The organism is Hoyosella levis, assembly GCF_026008515.1.
In the GTDB taxonomy this organism is placed as follows: domain Bacteria; phylum Actinomycetota; class Actinomycetes; order Mycobacteriales; family Mycobacteriaceae; genus Lolliginicoccus; species Lolliginicoccus levis.
Window position 1 is genome coordinate 1 of the sequence record NZ_BQYM01000019.1, and the last position, 21,371, is coordinate 21,371.

Genomic DNA, 21,371 nt, shown 5'->3' on the forward strand with positions numbered 1-21,371 from the left:
TTCGGCACAGGGCACATCCTTCCAGCAGTGCCTTGCGGCACCACAGATCAGATGTCACCTATCCGTGCAGCAGTCCCCACGAATGTGTCCCAATCTGTGGTCAAGACTGTGAAGCTTCGCAGGTCGGCAGGATCCCGCTTCCTGCGACATCTTGCCGTCGAGATGACTAAGTGAGACATCACCATTCTCCCGTTGGTCGAGGAAATTGGTGCAAGGGTGCTGCAGTGCGGTTGGCGCGTGAGATGTAGGCGGTGGGCGCCGTCGTACTGATGGTGCAGGTGGTGCCTGCACCTGCATGGGGGGACTGGATGAAGCTCGCGGACCTCGCCTCGCGAGCACCTTCCCCGGGAGAGGTGGTCGCGTTGTCACGCTCGCTGGCACTGACAGGGGCCGCCCGGGCCTAGACGATGTAGACGGCCATCAGGTCCGCGAGCTCGTGGCGGAGTCGACGATTCCGAGCTCCTCGAGGGACAACCAACGAGGCCTCGTGGGCACGAGGGTCATCGTGGACATCAGGGGACAAGTGCTTGCCATACGCGGCATGACACGAATGGCAAGCACTTGGGCCAAGAGTGCCAAGAGGGCCAACAGGGCCAACAGGGGCAACAGGGCCAAGAGTCTTGATGGCTTCGATGGGACGAGTGGCTGGGCGGGGCCAGCAGGGACAGGCTCCTAGACTCGCTAGGCAAGCATTGTGACGCTGTAGCGCTTTTACGTTGTGGCACTGTAGTGCTGTAGTGCTGTAGTCCGGTATGGCATCAGAATCGGCATATGTGCTGGTGGAGAAGGCGCATGCGTCAAGGGACCGGACATATCGATCGGCGATGTCCTGTGTCTCCCTGGGAGACACAAGGGCTCGCTGTCCAGAAATCTTGAGCTATTGGCCTGCGAAGGCTGACGGTGCGGGCGCGCCTCGAGGTCTACGCGGCGGGTGCGGGAAGTCGGACGGCGTCGATGACGTCGGCGGCGTGGATGGCGGGCACGCAGGCCTGGACGTAGCGGTGTCCGCTGGTGTCGGGGTAGATGGTCTGCTCCCAAGTGTCCAGGAGCTGCCTGAGCAGGGGCGTGGGTAGCTCCCACCACGGGAGGTGGCTGTGGCCGGCATCGGCGAGTGTCTGCTGCCAGTGGGTGATGTAGGCGTCGGCTGCGTTGTCGTCGGCGAGGTCATCGGGCAGCGTGCGCGTCCCGTTGAGGACGTCCATGTAGAGAGCCTCGTCGGAGAGCAGGACGCGATCGTGCTGGGCGGCGTGGGTGATGAGGATGCCGGTGGCGTCGTCGAGGATGTCGATCAGTGCGGTGCGGGGGATGCGGGCCCAGGCCCACATCGGGTACTCGCCGCAGTATCCGGGAAGGCGCCGGGCCAGCTGCCACCGCACCCAGTCGTAGCCGGCAGCGACCTGCAGGTCGCCGGAGTGGGGGCGGCCGGTGACGGCGCCGGTGGCTGCGAGGGTCGCGAATGCCTCGAGGCTCATGACGGTGCGCAGGAGGGTCCTTCCGTCACTGTGGCGCCACCGCAGTCTCCCGTGACCGACGGCTCCGCCGAGGCTGGTGGCAGTGCGGGGCTCGAGCGGGACGTGCGAGGCGGGCTCGGGGGCTGCTGTGGCGGGGGCGTTGAGTCGGGCCCAGGAGTCGGGGTCGATGCGGGCGATCCACGCAGAGGTCGACGTCGACTGCATGCGGCAAGAGTGGCACGGCACCCCGACAGCGACTGGTGGCGATACCGTCACGGTGACGCTCTCGGCTCCGCGACGCAGACCGCCACAGCACATACTGCGAGTGCGAACCGGCGGGCCCAGTTCGGCAGGGCGTGCCTGCGCCTGCTGCAGGGGACTGGACGGGACCGGTGCCGCACAGCACCCAGACGCTCGGGTCGTGTCTCCCCGGGAGACACACCGCGGGCTGTCCGCGAGAATGTGCTGGTGGCGCGCGGTCCAGGCAGTCGGTGTGGTCAGGCGGCCAGCGAGAGCACAGCGGGACCGTAGGCCTCGGCTGGGGGGAGGGCGGCGCGGGCTTCGGCGACGAGCTCGCTCCAGTAGCGGGGATCGCGGTGTCGGAACTGCTCCTGCATCACCATGGCTGCCGACCAGGTCGTCGCCTCGACGGGGGCGCCGCGGGAGAACTCTCCGTAGGTCAGAGCGACATCCCGGGGATCCGTGTCGGCGACGACCACGGCATTGGGGTACATCCCCCAGTCCTCGAGAGCATCGCTGGGGGCGGCCAGGTGGTCGCGGAGCCGGTCTGTCAGCCACCACACGAAAGTCGCGCTGTGCAGGGCGTATAGGCGCTGCTTCGCCTCGTGCGCGCCGCGCACGCCGAGCGTCCTGGCTGCCTCAGCGAGGCGCCTGCGGCCGGTATAGGCGCGGCGGCCGACGCGATCTACAAGACCGGCTTCACGGAGCACGGCCATTTTCTCGCCTACCGTGGTGCCGCTCAAGCCGGTAGCAACCCGAATCTGCTTCACGCTGCGGGCCCCGTCGCGGACCGCAGACCACACCGCCCACGCAGATGTCCCAACCCTCGGGGCTTGCCACACGTCTTCACGAGCAGTGCCGAGTTTCCGCCCCAACGCCTTCACTACGCTTTCCAGATTTGGGCCACTACCTGAATCCCCGCCCCCCGCTCTTACGGTCCACCATGCAGCCCACGGCCCCGCCGCGCCTCTCACCCGGATGATCCAGCCGTCCGCCACCAGGGCCCTAAGGCGCCGATTGACGGTGGATCTATCGAGTCCGGACACCAGAGCCCAGGTCCTCTCCGAGAGGTGCACCACAGCGGTCGCGGCCTGCGCGATGCGCCAGCAGAGTGCGTCCAGCACCAGCCTGTCGACTACTCCGGTACAGCCCTTCCACCGAGACGGCTGCGCGTCGGCCTCCTGCTGGGCTGCGGCGACGTGCGCCGCAGCCGCCCGCCAGGCGTCGCTGCCGGCGTCACAGCTGCGTGCGGGGAGGGCGGCAGCGGCCGCTACCGCCCTCCCCCACTGTCGCGCGAGGAACTGCTCCTGGTCCGCTCGCGGGGCTCGGTGTCCGTCCTGACGCGCGGTGCGCAGATACTCCAGACCTGGCCATCGTGCGTCGAACGCCGCGTGCTTCACGTCCTCCTGCGCGTGGCGCGCGTGTGCGCAGGCCAGGAGGAGCGACCAGGCGATCGCTGAGGCATCGTCGGCGATGCCCACGGGACGGCGGGCGAGGGCGCGGAACTGCGGTGGCAGCGGTCGTCGGGGTCCGCGCAGTCGCGGAGCCCCATCTGGAGTGGTACCGATCGGCTGCAGCCACGTCGCAGTCTCGCCCGCAGTCGCTGGCGCTGCGGTGCTCATGGCGGGGAGTCCACTGAGTGCGCGTACTACGTGATCGAAATCAACGGGGAGCACCTCGTCGCTGCTGAGCGGTTCGGAGTGTCCGCCGGCGCGGTGCGGGGACCCCGGGGCGCGCAGACAGCCGGTTCTGGAATTGACTAGCGGTGCAGAATCGAACGACTTGAATACGCTCTGCAGCTGCTCCGCGAGATTCTTGACGGCGGAGGCCGGCGTCGGAGTGGCCAGCCGCACCCATACGTGGATGCCGTCCCCTGGCCCTGAGCTGCACGCCAAGTGCGGGATGCCGGCGATTTCGAGGAGTGCCCGCAGGGTGGCTGCGTCGACCCTGGGCTGCTGCCCGCCGCTGTGGTCGTCGAAGTCAAACCCGAGTAGGTGGTACTTGCCTCGGAGGTCGGTCAGGTAGAGGGCGTGGGGCTGCTGTGGCCGTGTATTGCCGGCGGGGACCTCGACGTAGCGGTGATCTCCGTCCCGGTCGACACGGATGTGGGCGCGTGGACTCCACGTGTCTCGGAGGGTCTCCCAGGTGAGAGAAGACCTGGGTGGCGTGTCTCCTGGTAGATCGGGGAGGGGACTGGATGTATAGTCGTGCATGCACGACATGAGGACCTCTGCTTTGGTCGGCAGATCGGATCCGATTGACGTTAGGAAGACTCCCGGCTGGTAACCGGGATTGGCACTGAGTCGCTTCCAGAATTCTTGTGTGAAGTTCCCGCCCTACGGGGCGGGTTCTTCTGTTTCTGCAGGTTGGTGGCCCACAGTTGGAAAGCTGCTGCATTGTGCCGTTCCTCTACGTCTAACCGGATCAACCACTGCGTGGCTGGTGATCGCGGTGTGCCTCGGCGACCCCGGATGAGCCGTTGGTCGTCGACCCTGGTGGGGTGAGCGCCGGGCGACGTGCTTAGGCGGCTACATCATGGTCCCCTTTCGTGGGTGGGAGGCCTGCGGCGCGACGGTGCTGAGCGGCCAGCCGCCGCTGGTGGACGACCTCGGCTAGGAGGGAGTCCGTGTCGCGAAGGGCCATCGCCGCTGCTGCCTCGAAAAGGTCGGTCCGGGTGAAGCCATCGGTGACGAGAGCTTCCAGCTCCGTGGCGATGTCGATTCGGGTTTTGATCGAGTAGGCCTTGTAGTGGCCCTTTGTGCGGCGGCCGACCTTGCCCTTGACGGCGGCTCCTCGAGAGCCGGCATCGGACTGGGCATCCATCGCAACCCCCTTTTTCGTGTAGCTGGCGCGGTTGACGCTACGCAGGTGGGGGCGACATTCTCCGCATTTGCCATTTCGCATTTCTATAGCCGCTGGTCGGCGCCTTCGCTCGGCGTGTCGCCGTGTCGCGCGAGGCGTCCTCAGTGCGGGGTGTGCGGTATCGACGTTGAGCTTCATGGCACGAACGGTAGCACCCTCCCGTGCCGGTGCGTTGCCCCTCTGAGCTGCGGAAATAGTGCGAAACCCTTTCGGGTAACCCTTACGGGTAACCCTTACCGAAAGGGTTTCGGTAACCCTTTCGCGTAAGGGTTTCGGTAGCGCTAACGCGCAGGTCTGGCGCGTTTAGGGCGATGCCATGACGCTGTGGTGTGATAGCGCTATGATGCTATAGTGTTGTCATGGCCACTTTGACCATCGCCCACACGAAGGGCGGCGTCGGTAAGAGCACGACGTCAATTTTTCTCGCGTGCGCAGCGCACGCCCGCGGCATTCCGGTCCGCGTTGTGGATCTCGACCGGCAGGGGACGACGACGGCATGGGCGGAAGCTGCCGCGGTCGCCGACCCGCTACCTTTCCCTGCGTCCACGTCACTGCCTGAGGACGATTCGGGCGTGTTGACGATCGTGGACACGCCACCAGGGGAGGCGAAGGCGATCCAGGCTGCGATCGACGCGGCCGACCTCGTAGTCATCCCCTCACGGGCCACGCCGGCTGATCTCGCCCGCGTGTATCCGACGGTCGCGGCGACAGCGCATCGGCCGGCGGTGGTGGTGCTGACGTCGGTGCGACTCGGTACTCGGCTCCTGGAGCAGGCTCGAGAGCTCCTCGAGGCCGACGGGGTGATCCTCGCGGCTACCGCTATCCCGCAGCGCGAAGCGATCGCTGCCGCGTTCGGGACCGTGCCGACCCGCTACCACGGCTACGGCGACCTCCTGGACGAACTGCTCGACACCGGACTCCTGGAAGGAAACTAGTTATGGCCACACGACCGAGCCTCAAAGACCAACTAAGCGCGCAACGAAGCGCGGGCGCTTCAGGCGCCTCAATCGCCGACACGTTCCGCAAGGATGAGGCCGAGCCGACGCGTCGGACGTCGATGTACCTGCCAGAAAGTCTGGCTAAGCGACTCAAGCTCCAGGCCGTTGACGAGGGGGTCCGCGCCAACGAAATCGTGGTCAAGGCGCTGGAGCAGTACCTCGACGGCGCCGGCGCACAGAGCACTACAGCACTATAGCGTCTAAGTGTTGTAGCACTTTAGTTCTGTAGCATTTTAGCGTCGTAGCGTTGTATTAATGCAGAGGCTTGCTCCACCGGTACAGCGCCAGCAGTCCGAAGCTTCTCTCCGTTGACTACGTGCCACCACCGTTGCCAGGGTAAAAGTGCAGTAGACAAGGGCGCCTGGCCAGGGCGGGCGAGGCGGCATGATGGCGGCCATGTACGTCATCGGGGCCGGCCCGACCGAGCTGCACGCACACATCGACCTCCACTATCGGGCGCGCGACGTCGATCACCGCGCAGCGCTCGCAGTGATCTCGACCGCCAACCACGCTGGCCACTGGTCCGTGGTGGCCGAGATCCAGCCCAGCACCACGGGGGAGGGGCGATGACGCCTGAGGAGGCTCGATCCCTCGGACGCGCCATCCGCGTCGTCCGGCTCGAGCGCGGACTCAGCCAGCTTAAACTCGCGGTCGCTGCCGGCTTCAGCGCCGGCCAGGTCGGCATTGGGGAACGGGGGAGCGTTCCCGGCGCACGCGGCCGAGCCGAATACGCCCCGAAACCGCTCAGCAGCGACGAGGTGCTCCCCGTTGATTTCGATCACGTAGTACGCGCACTCAGTGGACTCCCCCCCCGACTGATTCCTGCTCCCAATGTGGCTTGCAGCGCTCGGTGAGGCGTGGCAGCTGGCTGATGGGCGATTGCGATCTGTGGCGGAGTCCTCTGGGGTGTATCAAAGATCTTGGACAACCTCTTGAGGCGAGAGGATCGAGATCATGGCAGCGAGTTCGAGGCGGAAGTTCAGTCCGCAGTTCAAGACCGAGGCGGTGCAGCTGGTCCTGCAGAGTGACCGCTCGATTGCCGAGGTGGCCGGGGAGTTGGCGATCAACCCGGGCACCCTGGGCAACTGGGTTCAGAAGCACCGGCAGGCCAATCCGGAGCCGGACACGTCGATGAGTCCGGCCGACCACGGCAGGCTGGCCGAGCTCGAGGAGCAGAACCGCAAGCTGAAGATGGAAAATGAGTTCCTAAAAAAGCCGCGGCCTTCTTCGCCCGGGAGCAGGACTGAACGAGAAGTCAGCCCTGATCGAGGCGGAGAAGGCGAACTTTCCGATCGACTGGATGTGCGCCCAGCTCGGCGTGGCCCGCTCGTCGTTCTACGCGTGGCGCGCCCGCGCCGGGCAGGTTACAGCCACCCAGGCGCGCCGCGAAGCGCTGAAGATGGAGGTCGAGCGCGTTTTCCATAAGCAGCGCGGCACTGCCGGGTGCCGGCGCATCGCTGCCATTCTCAATGACGAGGGGCACCCGGTCTCGGTGGGGCTCGTGGCCGACCTGATGCGCGAGCTCGGCCTGGCGGCGATCCAGCGCAAGGCCTACAAACGCACCACCGTCCCGGACGAGAAAGCCCAAGTCTTCGCCGACAAGCTGGGCCGCGACTTCGCCCCGAGCAGTCACCGCCCCGGCACCGCACTGGTCGGCGACATCACCTACCTACGCACCGGCCAGGGGTGGCTGTACCTGGCCACCGTGATCGACCTGGCCACGCGCAAGGTGATCGGGTGGCAGACCGCTGAGCACATGCGCGCCAGCCTGGTCGTCGACGCCCTGGAAATGGCCCGTACGCAGGGCCAAGCCGCCGAAGGGGCAATATTTCACTCCGACCACGGGTCTCAGTACACCTCCGACGAATTCGTCACCTACTGCACCCAGCACGGGTTCGTGCAGTCGATGGGCCGCACCGGGGTGTGCTGGGACAACGCCGCGGCGGAGACGTTCTTCGCCACCCTGAAAAACGAGATGTACCACCAGCAGGTGTTCCATACCCGCGCCCGAGCACGGTTCGCCGTCGCCGAGTACATCGAGGTGTTCTACAACCGTCAAAGACCGCACTCCAGCCTGGGCTACCGCACCCCGGCCCAGGCATGGGCCGACGCCCACAATCCCGCCGCCGAGGACCTAACCGAGGCGGCCTGACACACCCGAAATCACCGAGGACCTGTCCACAATCCTTGACACAGCCCACCCGGGCCTACATCGCGAAGAAGCGAGCCGAGGGAAAATCCACCAAAGAGGCCATGCGATGCCTCAAACGAGCAATCTGCCGCGAGGTCTACCGCCTGCTGACCAACCCGCCGGAAGTCCCGCTGATCGACGACCTTCGCCCCCTACGCCAATCCCGCGGAATCACTCTCACCGCCGCAGCCAAACACTTCGCTGTCTGGCCCGCAGTCATCTCCACTCTCGAACGAGGAACCCGCCGAAACGACGACCTCGCCACCATCTACCGGGAATGGCTCAAAGCCGCTTGACAACCTATAGCACTCCCATGCCAATGGAGGTTGCGGGCGGGGCCTAGGGGTTCGAAGCGGACGGCTGCTCCGCGCATGTAGAGTTCGCCCGTTCGGCGCGGCGCGTCAATTCAGCGAGGACGCGTCGTGGGGCTGTCGGCCGTAGTTGTTGCGTCCACTCCAGCCTCAGGCGTTTCTGCGACCTCTGCCTCGGATGGGATCAAAGCGCGGGGCTGGGCCGGGTCGACCGCTCCAGCAGTTGCGGCCGGCACCGGCAATTCAGGCGCTCCTGGGTTGAGCGGTGGAGCGGGGTTCGCAACACCGCTTTGAATCTCGGAGCGCACTCCCTCTATCGACGACTGATTTACGGGTTCCCAGGTCGCGAGGGTGTGCCAATTGAGCCGTGGATAATATCGGGTTGCCATTAGGAAGGTCTCTTGAGGGGCTAGTTCTCCGGAGCCGTCCTCGAAGTTCTCTGCCGGCCCTCCTTTGGCAACACGCACAGTACCGCGTAGCTCGTTGAGGAGATTCTCCTCAACCTCAACCAAGTACACGGTCTCGGTAAACCCTCCGGCGTCAGTTTCCCCGAGTTCTTCCACCACGCGACCTATGAAGATGTTCTGGGACACGCTGGCGAGCACGGACGGGTCATCCAGGTCCGGACCATCTGCACTATGTCCGCCTGTGAAGGATTGACTCCCGAGGTCTTCCAGGCCCTCTGGACCATCCTTGTGACTGTCCAATGAGCAAGCGGACGAGGCGAAAATTAGAGCCGCAAAAAGCCCTGCAACAAGTGCCTGATGTGTTCTATTCATTTCATCTCCAAACCCAATTCAATGCAGCAATGTCGCGAGGCTGGAAACGACCGCCGAGCTGTCGGACGCACCGACCGTGGCATTTCTCGGACGGTACGACGAGCCGCGCTACCGCATTGACCCCGCGGTCGACGGTTACCCCGACGTGTACTACCGGCCGCTTGACAACCTATAGGAGCATCACGACTGCCGGTCAGAATCCGCGTCTCTATGGGGTACGCCCGTGCGGGACGGGCTGGCGTCGACGGTTCTGGCTGTTTCACAGGGTCGGGTTGCGCCTTTTGACCCCAGGTTCCCCTGGGGTCAAGGGTTCAGCGAGCGGTTCTGTCGTTGCCAGCGGGTGGCCCGGAGACTGTTGCGTCTTCGGATGGGGAGGGTGCCAGTCGGTGGGCCGGCCCGGAGGGACTTCGCTTGCGGCGGAGCCTGGTGCGGTAGAAAAGCAGAACCCCGGCCGTGTGATCGGCCCTCTGAGGAGGACTACAGGGACGGTTCCGGGGTGTTCGGCACTGATATTACATGGCGGAGGTGGGCGTGACCAGCACGAGCAGTTGGGCGTTCTATGAACGCCACTTTGCCCGGGCGCGGTTGCAGCACTACCTCACGCGTACCGGGGGCGACCAGGTTGCGGCGATGGAGCTATATCGGTGGAACGCCGCGATTTCCGGTGCCTTCTGGCAGTCCCTGGCCTACTTTGAAGTGGCTTTTCGCAACGCTCTGGATGCACGTATGAGCGAGCGTCACGTGGTGCTTGGCCGTTCGGGCCACTGGGTGTTTGACGATGCTCGCGAGTTGGGACGCGATGCCAACGGCCCGGCTAAGCACCGTCAGCCGTACAAGGATATTGCCGAGAGCATTGGTCGAGTGAAGAGGAACCGCAAGCCGCTCAGCGCTGCCCAGATCATCTCAGAGCTGCCTTTCGGGTTCTGGCACCAGATGGTCTCCCGGCGCCAGATGTTCCTCTGGCCGGATATTGCTGGCGCGTTTGCCTACGCGCCCAATCGAGACCAGGCGACCATCCAAGACCCGGTGAAGCGGTTGCGCGAGTTCCGGAACCGGATCGGCCACCAACATCGGGTGTGGTCGGAGGACATCCAGGCTCGTTACGACGATCTGCTGAGCGTGGCTGGCTACATTGACCCTGATCTGGAGAAGTTCATCAACGAGCGGAGCCCGGTGCCTGGCCTGCTCACGTGGCAGATCTGATTCGCAGTATCGGGTGCAGGCTTGTGGATGCGGGTCACTGCTTGGGGCTGGCGGGGGAGATGTAGCGATACACCGAGGTGCGGTGCACTCCAAAGAATCGGCCGAGTTCGGCGGCGGTGTAGCCGCCGGTGGCGTGCATCTGCCGAAGGCGCTCGGCGTCGGCGGGGGAGAGCTTGGGCTGCCGGCCTCGATACTTGCCTTCGGCTTTGGCTCGGGCGACACCTTCGCGGGTGCGTTCGCGGTTCATGGCGACCTCAAACTCGGCGGCCATACCCAGAACCTGGAATAGCATCGCGCCGACGGGATCGCCCGGGTCATAGGTTGACCGCCCGACAGTCAGGGATGCGCCGACACCCTGTATCTGGTCTGCAATGTCGAGCAGGTCTCGAAGCGATCGTCCGAGACGGTCGAGTTTGGTCACGACGAGCTCGTCACCATCGCGCAGTTCGGCTAGGGCGCGATCCAGTGCCGGACGCTTACGCCGTCGGCCACTAACCCCGCGGTCGAGGTGGATCCGCCGAGGATCAGCGCCGAGCTCGATCAGTGCTTGTCGTTGTGTCTCGACGTTCTGTTCCTCAGTCGAAACGCGCCCGTACCCGATCTTCATGCCGCCAGTGTTGCATACGACCGTGACTTGTCCACCTTTATTGCGCTACATGTCTACGCCACAGCGGCATGAGTCGCCGTTAGTGTTCGACCTGTGCGAGCCTCCGATTGGGCGTTCGCTCAGAAAGTGTCGCGTTAGACGATCGTCATACGCGACGTGCGACTTGCCGTCCCGATGGGAGCTAACGGGGGACAGGCCGGGGCCTGGGATCGGGGCCGCGTATCGCCAGCCTGTGACCGGCCGCTCCGAGCAGCACGAGCCTGAACCGAGCATTCGCTGAGTCTCGACCGTGACCTCTCGCAACGAAGGCGACCCCGAAGGAAGGTCTTGACCCTGTGGGGGCGAAATTGTACGATCCTTATAAGTTAACGCAAATCACACCAGGTCAGGGGCGTGGGTCGAATCTCGTATGGCGTACAGCGCCCGCTATGAAGTCCCAGAAGCGTTGACTAGGCCATTGCTCGGACTGTTGGTGGCTCGCGGGAGTGAAGACGCATGCCGCGGTCATCGTTTACGGCCATCATTTCTTGACCAGTCCGCTCCGCTGTACGCCGTCAGTTCTTTGGGGCAACAGGAAGGGCAGACAATGAGTGGTTCGACACTGCCGTGGGTACTCGCGTTTGACTCATCGTGCGGAGTTTGTCGACAGATGTCTCGAGAGATTGAGCGCACGGTCGGCTCTCAAATCGAGGTGCTTCCCCTGACAGACCCGTCCGTCCAACAGTGGCGCGCTCAAGTGTATGGCGAGGAGGCCCCCTGGGCGCCCACCCTGATTCATGTGACTGGGCGGACTGTACGGGCATGGACGGGACGAGGGATGGCAGTTCCCATGCTGCGCGCCATTGGTCTGCGTTCGACGGTCCGAGTGCTGCGCGCGCTCGGCGAAACCGCCGCCGCGAACACGGACCGTCCAACCGATCAGAGGGACGGGAAACTCAGCCGCCAGCAGTTCTTTCGTGGCGCAGCGATGGCGGGGGCAACTGCAGGGGGACTAGGGCGTGTCTCCCATAGCTGAGCGGTGACCCGCGAGACGGTGGCTGGATGGGTCAGACGAAGTCACGGTTTCGCCAGTTCACCGATGAGCAGTGGGAGCGGATCGAGCCCCTGTTGCCCACGAACGAGGGGCGGCAGGGGCATCCGTTTCGGGATAACCGCACGGTGGTCGAGGGCATCATCTACCGCTATCGAGCAGGGATTCCGTGGCGGGACCTGCCGCGGGAGGAGTTCGGCCCGTGGCAGACGGTGTGGAAGCGCCACGCCCGTTACGCCGAGGACGGCACGTGGGACCGGATCCTGCAGGTGATCCTGGCCGAGGCCGACGAGGCCGGCCTGATCGACTGGAACCTCTCGGTGGACGCCACCATCTGTCGTGCCCACCAGCACGGCACAAATACGACCCGCCCGGAGCAGGACACAGGGGGCACGATCGAATCACAAGAATCTGCCCATCAGCGAGTGTGAACCTGCAGGTCACGGCATTGGTCGGTCTCGTGGCGGGTTGACGACCAAAATCCACAGTGCCGTTGACGGACGTGGACGACCCCTGGCGAACATCGTCACCGGCGGGCAGCGCAACGACGGGGCTATGCTGGCCGAGGTCCTCGCCGACATCCACGTTCCCCGCCAGGGCCCTGGCCGGCCCCGCACTCGCCCGAATGCGGTCATCGCGGACAAGGCCTACTCCAGCCGCAAACTGCGTCAGCAGCTACGGAACCGTTCGATCACCGCAGTCATCCCCGAAAAGAGCGACACGATCGCTGCCCGCGCCAGACGTGGCGGCCGCGGAGGAAGACCCCCGAACTTCGACACGGACCTGTACAAGGGCCGAAACGTCGTCGAGCGCTCGTTCGCACTGGCCAAGCAATGGCGAGCCCTGGCCACCCGCTACGACAAACTCGCGATCACCTACCGAGCCGCGGTCACCCTCTGCGCAATCCTGAGCTGGCTACGCCATATGGGAGACACGCCCTAGGCACGACACCGTGAGCATCCACCATTCGGCTCGGGTCCACCGGGATGACTCGGTGATGGTCTGTTGCGGTGAGTGCATCGCCGGCCCTTGCTGTGAGATGATCGGTCTTGGTCTGAGACAAGTAGTATCACAGTGTTCGGTTGGTTGGACAGGTTAGCTTGGACGAGAAGTGACCGTCGGCCGAAGGGGAGAGCGTGAACGACTGGAGTGCTGACCGGCCCGCTACGGACGACGATCAGCTCGATCCGCGACTGCTGCGCTCACGAAAACGATTGCTCGACGCTGCCACGCATCTCCTGAGCACTGGTGGTGTAGAGGCGGTTACCGTCGAGGCGGTCACTCGAATGTCAAAGGTGGCGCGGGCCACGCTCTATCGGCATTTCGGCGGGACCGCCCAGTTGCTTGCGGCGACCTTCGAGCGGCTGTTGCCTCGCGTCGAGGTCTCTGCCGACAGTGGGTCGGTACGAGACCAACTCATCGCGCTTCTCACGGCCCAAGCCGACCTGATTGACCAGGCGCCGCTGAACATTACGACTCTGGCTTGGCTGTCAATCGGATCAGTCGGCGGCGATCCTGCCGATTCGGCCGCGATCACCTCACTGCGTAGTCGAGTCATCGAGGAGTACCGGCAGCCCTTTGACCGCATCCTCACACAGCCTGACGTTCGAGCACAGCTCGGCAACGTCGACACCACCTTCGCGATCGTTCAACTCCTGGGTCCCGTCGTGTTCGCTCGCCTTACTGGGCTCTGCACCGTCGACCACGACGGATGCGTGCAACTCGTTGATGATTTTCTTGCTGCCCGCAAGCAGGGAGGCGAACCCATCCCGGCCGAGTCCATCCACGACCTGAACCGCCCTGGCGCCGGCGGATCTCGCTAAATCGGGGCTTCTTCTTGTCGGATGGGTGTGACCGCTCGATCGCCGAGGTCGCCGGGGAGGTGGCGAGGCAACCCTAGAGCCCGGTCGTTTCGGTGCGAGCGGCGGCGAGCCATCCGCTGCAGTCTGAGTGCGGCCGGAACTTCTACCGTCCAGTTTTGACTTCCCGATTAGTCAGGCTGCTGCAAGCGATCGCGAAGCTGACTCCAGAGCTTCAGCCAGTTGAAGCTCGAGCGTGGGCAGGAGGCTAACCGCCGAAGCCACACGTTCCAGCCGAGTACGCACATCGACCTCGTGCTCGATCCCGGCTCGGCCGGCCTCCGTCCATGTCTGTGCACAGTGTCTGGCGGCTACGGCGAGATCTTCGGTCGCGAGGTCACCGGTCAAACGTGCCACGTCCGCGCAGCCGTCAGCGAGCAGCTTTCGGAACAGGCCGCCACCGGTGCCGGCCTTCTCGATGAAAGCGCTCAAGCTGAATAAGAGGATCTCGAGTTCGTCAGCCGGTAGATGGGACCAAGTCCGGACATCAGCGGCGAGCTGGGCGACCGCTGCTAAGCCTTCGGAACCGCTCACCGCGGTCGTGAGATCAACGACTCCTGGCGGAGTTGGGTGGCGCATGTTCGCTGCCGATTGACGGAAAGCCGCTGCGGCAACCTGCGCAAGGTCTGGTAACTCATGCGGCCAGGCGATGCGGTACGTGGTGTGACGTGTCGGTTGTGGGAATGACATCGACGACCGTGCTCGAGCGAGAGCGTCGAACGGAACCTTTTGGACCTCGGCACGGTCGTTGTCAACAACGAAGGCGATCCTCTCCGCCTCGTCGTAACCAATTACCACGATATCGTGGCGACTCATTTGGAGCCGAACCCGCAGGTAGGGCAACTCCGCGATGTCGCCCCATATCAGGGCTGGCCTTCCGGCATCGACCTCCTGGCTAATCCACGACCATCCTTCTCGGGGATCGTCGGTCGTGAGCACTTGGACCTGTGCGCCCAGTAGATGGGGGAGATTTACTTCGAAATCGGAGTCTCTCCCTACCAGATAAAGCGGCGGGAAGAGGTCGCTCGAGCGCAAGTAGGACAGGCCAAGTGACCCCCCGAGGGTGAAGACGAGACCTTCATCGGGCGGTTCTTCCCAGCCGAGGCCTTGCCAGTGCAGGAGGTCTCGCATCGCGGCTGAGCCGCAGTGCCCCCCGACCCGATGTGGATAGTTCTCGATGAGCGTCTGGCGAGTCATCAGAGTTCCTTTCTGAACGGCGGGCGGGCACGAACCGGGCTCTCTTGCTGCGCCAGTGGGATGTCAGCGCCGTTCGTCGAGGCTCCGCCGCTGACCGTGCGAGTCTCGCTCGGGACTGGCTTACCCATTGCGCAAGGAATCGGGAGAACCCGTATGGGCGAAATCGGTCCGGACGAAAGGACGCTGCTGTGTGATGACCTGTTTGCTGAGCATGAAATCACGGGGACGATTGATGCAGTCTGCAGCAAGGAGTTCGCCATCACGGAGGTAGAAGCAGCTGAAGTCGCGGTCCCGGGTGGGGTCACCGCTGAGGACGACTTCGTCGTAACCGGTGTTGAGACCGGCGATCTGCAGCTTGAGATCGTATTGATCTGACCAGAACCAGGGCAGCGACACTGCGCTCTTGGACTTCCCGCAAAGGGTAGCCGCGGCGAGTTTCGCCTGATCGGTTGCTCCGGGTACGCACTCCAGCCGGACTCGGCGACCGTATCGAGAGATGTACTTGCTGGCACAGTCTCCGGCGGCAACGATGGCTGGGTCACTGGTTCGGGCGTGCTCGTCGATCACCACACCATCGTTCAGGGTCAAGCCCGCCGCCTCGGCGAGTTCTGTTCTCGGTTCAACACCGATACCCACGATGACCAGATCAGTCGGAATCGACTCGCCAGTAGATAGTGTGACCTCCCGGACGCAATCGTCTCCGACTAATGCTGCGACTTTGGCGCCCGTTCGGATATCGATGCCCTCCTCTCGGTGGATCCGCTCGAAGAACGTTGATACGTCGGGAGCAGTGACCCGCTCGAGGACGCGAGTGGTCGCCTCGAGCACGGTGACTTCCAGGCCCAGTGCCCGTAGTGAGGCGGCCGTCTCAAGTCCGATGTAGCCGCCCCCGACGATCACCACCCGCCGCCCGGGGGCGGCGGACGTGCGGATCAACTCGACGTCTGCGGCGGTACGAAGGTAATGGACCCCGGCGAGATCGGCCCCAGGAACGCGGAGCTGACGAGGGCGGGCTCCCGTGCACAGCGCGAGCTTGTCGTATGTCAGTGTGTCGCCGGTGCTCATAACGATGTGCCCAGCCGAGCGGTCGATCGCCTCCACGTGCGCGTTGAGAAGCTGGATTCGCTGCTTGGAGTAGAAGTCCGAACTGCGGATGGTGATCTCGTCGAGGGTGGTTTTCCCGGCGAGATACGCCTTCGACAGTGGCGGGCGCTGGTAGGGCACCGTGGGCTCCTCGCCGATGAGGACGATCTCACCGCTCCACCCGTCCTGCCGTAGGCTCGCCGCGAGTTGGGCTCCGGCATGGCTGGCACCGATGATGAGGGCTCGCTGCGATGTCATGTGCCGGATTTCGGGGTGAGGCGCACCATCATCTTGCTGATACCCCGCACGAAGTTGGACTGCACGTACTCGGGTTCGCCGACGACCTCGATGTTCTCGAAGCGGGGGAGCAGCTCTTCCCAGAGGATCCGCAGCTGCATTTCGGCCAGTCGGTTGCCCATGCACCGGTGTACGCCGAACCCGAAGGAGATGTGGTTGCGGACGTTGGCCCGGTCGATGATGAAGTCATCGGGCCGCTCGAACACACGCTCGTCGCGGTTGCCTGAGGCGTACCACATCACGACCTTGTCACCCTTACGGATGAACTGACCGTTCAAGATAGTGTCAGTCTTGGCGATTCGGCGCATGTAGGCCAGCGGCGTTTGCCACCGGATTATCTCGGAGACCATGTTGGGGATCAGGTCAGGGTTGGACTTGAGCTTTTCGAACTGGTCTGGGAACCGGTTCAGCGCCAGAACGCCACCACTCATCGAGTTCCGGGTCGTGTCGTTCCCTCCGACGATCAACAGCACAAAGTTGCCCATGAATTCCATCGGGCGGTCGATCAGATCCTTGGTGTTCTCGTTGCTCTGCAGCATGGTGACCAGGTCGAAACCGGGTTCCTCCCCCTCTGCTAACCGAGCCTTCTTGTCGTACCACAGAGAACTCAGACCGCTCGCCATCTCGCGCATTCCGTCGAACGTCTCGTCGAGGTCCGCAGGACCACCGTTCGCTTCCTCGAACGAAGTTGCAATATCTGACCAGTACACGAGTTTGTGACGTTCCTCGTATGGGAAGTCCAAGAGCGTCGCGAGCATTCGAGCTGTCAGTTCGATCGAGACAGCCTGGACCCAATCGAACGGCTGATTCACCGGCAAGTCGTCTAGTACCTCGCGAACCCGAGACCGAATGAGCGTCTCCATCTCGCGCAGGTTCTTCGGCGCCACCACCCCCTGCACAGCTGCTCGCTGCACGTCGTGGCGCGGTGGGTCCATCGCGATGAACATCTCAATATCGAGAAAACGAGGCGGGGCCCCGATCACTATCATCGGCTCGGCGGAGAAGACCTCATGGTTCTTATCGACCGCGATGATGTCTTCATGTCGGGTCACTGACCAGAACGGCCCGAACGCACTGTTGGGCTGAAAGTGGACCGGAGCCTCGTTTCGCAGGCGCTCATAGTAGGACTGCCAGCGGCCTTGGCGATAGAGAAAGGGATTACTGAGGTCGATGTCGGCGAGCTCGACATCCTCGACGGGAGGAATGGGACTCTCTACGAAGAGCTTCTTCCCATTCGTCCTTGTCACCCAGCGCCGAGTCCTGTCGTACAGATGGGCGCCCCGGATCTGAAGATCCATCGGGATGGCCGACCGGATTCTGTCCCCGACTTCTACATGATTGCTTGACACGACTCTTGATCCCTTCGTCGTTACATCTGGAACTCTGGCACCTGGACGACCAGGCCGTCCCAATCCGCGGACGCGGTCATCTGGCACGACAGTCGAGAGGTCGGCAGCCTTTCCGGGTTCATTGCGAGCATTTCCTCTTCACTTGCTCCCGAGAGGCCGACCTGTTCGGACCACTGCGGATCAACGATGACATGACACGTGCCGCACGCGGCTTCGCCTCCGCAGTCAGCGTCAATCCCGGGCACCGCGTTGTTGACGGCGATCCGCATGAGTGACTGCCCCTCCTCTAAGGGCACCACGTGCTTCTCTCCCTCATGTGAGACGAAGGTTACGACTGTCATCGCTGGCTCCTGCATGGTTGTTCGGGTAATAGCTGCTCACAGCATTGCTAACAACGACGACTGCGGCTAGGTTGATTGAGGGCAGAAGCTTGTTAATTTGGCTCAGAAGGCGGGGGCGATGAATCTTGATCGCGAGGGCGTGCCACCGCTCGTGTTCGCGCAGTTACTTGAGAGCCCAGTTCTGGAGCAAGACGCCGTTGCACGGTTTCGCGAGATCATGGATCGTGAGCGAAGCGACGTCGAGTCACTTCTCGCCATCAACGCCCAAGTTCCCCTGCGGTGGATCAGGGAAGCCTTGCCCGACCTCGACGTTGACCAAGCAACGACCCTCGGTTTGGCGTTCGCCCAGCATGCTCATCTGACGTCCTTCGGACCATTAAGCGTCCCACTAGTAAGCGCAGGTTCCGCAGGCGAGATATTGGAATTGCTTGTCTACCTGCCGCTAATAACCCCAGCCCTGAGTGCGCAGTTCTACGCAGGTGGACACGGAGTGTCTGTCGCGCTCAATGGGCAGACGGGCGATCGAGTCCTAGACTCCCTAGTGGTCACCTACTGTGGTGCGGTCCTGCTGAGGCTGCTGAATATACTCGTTGGCGATGCACCAGACATCACACTCTCACTGGGTTGGCCCGCTCCGGAAGGTCTGCCCGTGGATCAGGATCGGTTAGCTGGTCGCCTGGTATTTGACGCTTCACTGTCCATTCTGCATTTTCCCGTTGACGCGGTCAATCACGTCTGCCGGTTCTCTGACCCCGTGGCGTATCGACTCGCTATCAGTGACTTGCAGCGAAGGCTCGACGAGCGGAGTAAAATCGCCTCGTATTCGGACAAGGTGAGACGTCTGATAGAGAAGCGTCCCGCAGATTGTGGAAGTCAGTGGATTGCAGACGAACTCTCCATCTCTACGAGCACACTTAAGCGGCGCCTCTCTGAGGAAGGGATGACCTATCGCGGACTGCGCCAGTCGGTCATTCGTGAGTACGCGATTCTTCGTTTACTGGACGGATCTGTGTCCGCGAGCGAGATCGCCACGGACCTCGGATATAGCGACCTCGCCAGCTTTTCACACGCTTTCAAGCACTGGACCGGCCACCCGCCGACGGGGTTCCGTCGTAGGTAGCGCTGCCACTTGGTTGACTCGTACAGGGCAACTGGCAATGCACGGTGCCTTCAGCTTCGCCCTTTCTTTGGGCGTGGCGTTCAATAGCTTCAGGCTCCGCCGACACCCTCGACGTATTCGGGCCTGGTGCTCGCGGCGGTGAGTTTGGCCTAAGTCCTCGAGTTTCTCTGTGACTGCAAAAAGTGTTCAACCTCGACCACGATGAACAGGGCAGTGGCAGTAATAACAGTGCGGCCCTCTGCATCCTCCATCGTGGACTTGAGGTCCAATTTCCGGCCATCGCGAGACCGAACTGCAGCGCGCAGGATGTAGGGGGTGTCGAGTAGTGCTGGCGCAAGATAGTCGAGCTCGAGACGGCGCGTCACGGCGAGCTCGCCGACCGAATACAGCAAGAAGCCGAATAGGTCGTCAATCACGGTCGCTACCGCGCCGCCGTGTGCAATGCCCGGTGCCCCGACGTGGCGCTGGTCGAACTGGTGGTGTGCGACGACGCCGTCTCCGTCACGCCGTACCGAGAGGAAGTGACCATTCGGGTTCTCTGGTCCACAGCCAAGGCAGTTGGGGTGGTGGGGAGGAAGCTCGGAGGAACCGGATTCCATGCGCGTGAACGAGGCCACCCAGTTGTCGATATCGGTACCTATCGGCTCGCCGGCCTTGTCGCGAAATGTGTCCATGTCCAGACCTTCCTGTCGATGAAGTTGTACTGGGTGCGATACCTCGGCTTGTGGCGACGGAGATATCGCCGACACCCGCACGTCCGACCCGTGACCCAACCTTTGACCGGGACGTCCAAGGGGCCCTGAGGCCCGATGCGGGTGGCCTGAGCAACTGGCTGTCGACGGCACGATAGTCAGGTCGACAAGGCCGACTGAGCCGGGACACCTTGTACTGTACGAACATACAGTAAGCGGTACCGACGTATAGTCTAGTTTGGGGTCCGTAGGCTCGACCGCAACTGAAGGGGAACCGCGTGAATCGTTCCGCACCAGGCGCCGCGGGCCAGGATCTCACTGCCAAGGCGCGCATCCGCAACGCCGCACTGGATCTCTACGCCGCCAACGGCGAGGACGGCACTTCGTTGCGAACCGTGGCAACCGCGGCCGGAGTGACGGTGGGTCTCGTGGTCCATCACTACGGCACGAAGGACGGCCTTCGCGAGGCGGTCGAGCGACTGGTCGTAGAGCATTTCGCTACCGCACTTGCCTCGGCGCCCGTGGACATCCCAGGCGCCGACATCGCCCGGATCCGCAACGACGCGGTTGCCGACATGCTGGTCAGGCGTCCCGAGGTGGTGAACTACCTGCGCCGCGCGTTGCTAGATCCCGGCGGTCAGCGAGGTGAGTTACTCGAGCGACTCACCGAGCTGACACACCGGGAAGTGGCGGCTATGCGGGAATCTGGCGCGGCGTCTAGGGTCCGCGCCGATGCTGTTCAGGTGGTCGACGTCATCGTCACTCAGCTGGGCCGTTTGTTCCTCCAGCCGCTCGTGGACTCGATGTGGTCCCATCTCGGGACATACACCCACACCGAAGGCCACGACAAGCCGGAACTGAGTGTTCGCGTCACCGAGACATTGGCACCGCAAGGAACGCCGCAATGACCTTGGTCATGGAAAGTCGCTGGTTTCGAGGCCGGACGATGCCGCGAGCCGCCGAGAATCGTTGCCGCGTGACGGCCACAGTGGACTCCACTTTTAGGGGCAAGAAAACGAGATCCTGTGGCACGCCGTTGACTATCTGTCGCAGGCGAACCCGCCAGACGACGATATACCCGTGTGGGGCAAGAAGGTCGGCTGGGCGCTGATGATCGCGGGCCTGGCGTGGCTGATCGCGGTGCTGGTGGCGTGGCGATTCCGGCAGCTACGAACGTGGTGGCTCGGGGCCCCTCCGGCCCTTTTCGTGGCTGGTGTGGCCGTGGTGCTGGCGATTGGAGCAGCGGTCCCAAAAGGGTTCGATTCCTCTCGCTCAGAGATGGAGAATGCTGTTGCGCAGGCTCGCTCCCATCCGCCGGGTTGGTCGGAGCACTACGGCTTCGACACCCCACGGCAAGTAGGGCACGTGGAGGTCTGGAAGCTCAGCCACCGAGAGGACGGGGTGGTCGTGGTCAGCGATGCCGACTTCGTCTTCGGATTTCACATGCGCGGGTGGGCACATTCCCTATAGGGGCCTCCCACGTTCGAACCTGGAGTAAAAGATCTGCAGGTAGAGCACCTCGGAGGGCCGTGGTACTCCTACAGCTACGTGCTGTAGCCGCCGTCCGGAGCGGGCCGAACGAAATTCGTGCCGGTTCGCGGACGAGAGGAGTGGCGACCTTCCAGACGTGACTCAGCCTGGTCGGGTTGACATAAAACCTGGTTATCGGTGAAACGAGTGCTATAAGGGGACTGCTGCACGATCAGGTGACAGGTTCGGTCACGCAGCCTGAGTGGCTGGTGTGGTCATGATGGTCTCGTA

Annotated in this window: 20 protein-coding genes; 11 read left to right on the forward strand and 9 right to left on the reverse strand. The window is 63.4% G+C overall.

The window, feature by feature from the left end; translation table 11 throughout:
- Positions 1-920: 920 nt before the first annotated feature.
- From QC765_RS16075 to QC765_RS16085, 3 genes are all read right to left on the reverse strand, one after another.
- The gene (locus QC765_RS16075) at positions 921-1,676 is read right to left on the reverse strand and encodes a hypothetical protein (RefSeq protein ID WP_278315454.1); all 756 of its coding nucleotides are present in this window, start codon (positions 1,674-1,676) and stop codon (positions 921-923) included.
- A gap of 272 nt (positions 1,677-1,948) precedes the next feature.
- Positions 1,949-2,407 carry a hypothetical protein gene (locus QC765_RS16080; protein ID WP_278315455.1) on the reverse strand — a complete coding sequence of 153 codons (459 nt, stop codon included), beginning with the start codon at positions 2,405-2,407 and terminating at the stop codon, positions 1,949-1,951.
- Positions 2,408-4,211: 1,804 nt separating this feature from the next.
- The gene (locus QC765_RS16085; protein ID WP_278315456.1) at positions 4,212-4,514 is read right to left on the reverse strand and encodes a hypothetical protein; all 303 of its coding nucleotides are present in this window, start codon (positions 4,512-4,514) and stop codon (positions 4,212-4,214) included.
- A gap of 398 nt (positions 4,515-4,912) precedes the next feature.
- Between QC765_RS16085 and QC765_RS16090 the strand changes: the two genes are divergently transcribed.
- The 6 genes from QC765_RS16090 to QC765_RS16115 all read left to right on the forward strand — a co-directional run bounded on the left by QC765_RS16090 (position 4,913) and on the right by QC765_RS16115 (position 10,035).
- Positions 4,913-5,488 (forward strand): ParA family protein, encoded by a 576-nt coding sequence (locus QC765_RS16090; protein ID WP_278315457.1) that lies wholly within the window; start codon positions 4,913-4,915, stop codon positions 5,486-5,488.
- A gap of 2 nt (positions 5,489-5,490) precedes the next feature.
- Positions 5,491-5,748, forward strand: a complete 258-nt coding sequence (locus QC765_RS16095; RefSeq protein ID WP_278315458.1) for a hypothetical protein — start codon at positions 5,491-5,493, stop codon at positions 5,746-5,748.
- A gap of 187 nt (positions 5,749-5,935) precedes the next feature.
- On the forward strand, positions 5,936-6,121 hold the full coding sequence (locus tag QC765_RS16100; RefSeq protein ID WP_278315459.1) for a hypothetical protein: 186 nt from the start codon (positions 5,936-5,938) through the stop codon (positions 6,119-6,121).
- Positions 6,122-6,505: 384 nt separating this feature from the next.
- Positions 6,506-7,703, forward strand: a protein-coding gene (locus QC765_RS16105; RefSeq protein ID WP_278315460.1) for an IS3 family transposase whose coding sequence is annotated in 2 segments (ribosomal slippage) — positions 6,506-6,762 and positions 6,761-7,703 — 1,200 coding nt in all. Because the reading frame shifts where the segments join, the coding sequence is not laid out codon by codon here.
- Between the two features lie 35 nt (positions 7,704-7,738).
- A complete protein-coding gene (locus QC765_RS16110; RefSeq protein WP_278315464.1) occupies positions 7,739-8,038 on the forward strand; it encodes an XRE family transcriptional regulator in 300 nt (99 codons plus the stop codon).
- Positions 8,039-9,363: 1,325 nt separating this feature from the next.
- Complete coding sequence (locus QC765_RS16115; RefSeq protein ID WP_278315461.1) at positions 9,364-10,035, forward strand: Abi family protein; 672 nt, start codon at positions 9,364-9,366, stop codon at positions 10,033-10,035.
- A 34-nt stretch (positions 10,036-10,069) separates the two neighbouring features.
- On the opposite strand, the gene QC765_RS16120 is transcribed toward QC765_RS16115, so the two are convergent.
- Complete coding sequence (locus QC765_RS16120; protein WP_278315462.1) at positions 10,070-10,642, reverse strand: recombinase family protein; 573 nt, start codon at positions 10,640-10,642, stop codon at positions 10,070-10,072.
- A gap of 1,041 nt (positions 10,643-11,683) precedes the next feature.
- Between QC765_RS16120 and QC765_RS16125 the strand changes: the two genes are divergently transcribed.
- Positions 11,684-12,614, forward strand: a protein-coding gene (locus tag QC765_RS16125; protein WP_373876782.1) for an IS5 family transposase whose coding sequence is annotated in 2 segments (ribosomal slippage) — positions 11,684-12,027 and positions 12,026-12,614 — 933 coding nt in all. Because the reading frame shifts where the segments join, the coding sequence is not laid out codon by codon here.
- A gap of 194 nt (positions 12,615-12,808) precedes the next feature.
- Entirely contained in the window at positions 12,809-13,495 is a 687-nt protein-coding gene (locus QC765_RS16130) for a TetR/AcrR family transcriptional regulator (RefSeq protein ID WP_278315463.1), read from the forward strand.
- Positions 13,496-13,666: 171 nt separating this feature from the next.
- Here QC765_RS16130 and QC765_RS16135 read toward each other — a convergent pair whose 3' ends face one another.
- The 4 genes from QC765_RS16135 to QC765_RS16150 all read right to left on the reverse strand — a co-directional run bounded on the left by QC765_RS16135 (position 13,667) and on the right by QC765_RS16150 (position 17,798).
- A complete protein-coding gene (locus QC765_RS16135; RefSeq protein ID WP_063972865.1) occupies positions 13,667-14,728 on the reverse strand; it encodes a BtrH N-terminal domain-containing protein in 1,062 nt (353 codons plus the stop codon).
- Between the two features lie 120 nt (positions 14,729-14,848).
- Positions 14,849-16,069, reverse strand: a complete 1,221-nt coding sequence (locus QC765_RS16140) for an NAD(P)/FAD-dependent oxidoreductase (RefSeq protein ID WP_120283051.1) — start codon at positions 16,067-16,069, stop codon at positions 14,849-14,851.
- On the reverse strand, positions 16,066-17,406 hold the full coding sequence (locus QC765_RS16145; protein ID WP_067718083.1) for a cytochrome P450: 1,341 nt from the start codon (positions 17,404-17,406) through the stop codon (positions 16,066-16,068). The genes QC765_RS16140 and QC765_RS16145 overlap by 4 nt, the downstream gene beginning before the upstream one ends.
- A gap of 71 nt (positions 17,407-17,477) precedes the next feature.
- On the reverse strand, positions 17,478-17,798 hold the full coding sequence (locus QC765_RS16150) for a 2Fe-2S iron-sulfur cluster-binding protein (protein ID WP_067718080.1): 321 nt from the start codon (positions 17,796-17,798) through the stop codon (positions 17,478-17,480).
- A gap of 118 nt (positions 17,799-17,916) precedes the next feature.
- Here QC765_RS16150 and QC765_RS16155 point away from each other — a divergent pair, with 118 nt between their 5' ends.
- Positions 17,917-18,918, forward strand: coding sequence for an AraC family transcriptional regulator (locus QC765_RS16155; RefSeq protein WP_120283061.1), 1,002 nt, complete (start codon positions 17,917-17,919; stop codon positions 18,916-18,918).
- Positions 18,919-19,067: 149 nt separating this feature from the next.
- Here the strand turns inward: QC765_RS16155 and QC765_RS16160 are convergent, their stop codons facing one another.
- Positions 19,068-19,592, reverse strand: coding sequence for a PaaI family thioesterase (locus QC765_RS16160; protein WP_120283049.1), 525 nt, complete (start codon positions 19,590-19,592; stop codon positions 19,068-19,070).
- Positions 19,593-19,888: 296 nt separating this feature from the next.
- On the opposite strand from QC765_RS16160, the gene QC765_RS16165 reads away from it, so the two are divergent.
- Positions 19,889-20,518 (forward strand): TetR/AcrR family transcriptional regulator, encoded by a 630-nt coding sequence (locus QC765_RS16165; protein WP_120283047.1) that lies wholly within the window; start codon positions 19,889-19,891, stop codon positions 20,516-20,518.
- A 172-nt stretch (positions 20,519-20,690) separates the two neighbouring features.
- Positions 20,691-21,080 (forward strand): hypothetical protein, encoded by a 390-nt coding sequence (locus tag QC765_RS16170; RefSeq protein ID WP_120283045.1) that lies wholly within the window; start codon positions 20,691-20,693, stop codon positions 21,078-21,080.
- Positions 21,081-21,371: the final 291 nt, after the last annotated feature.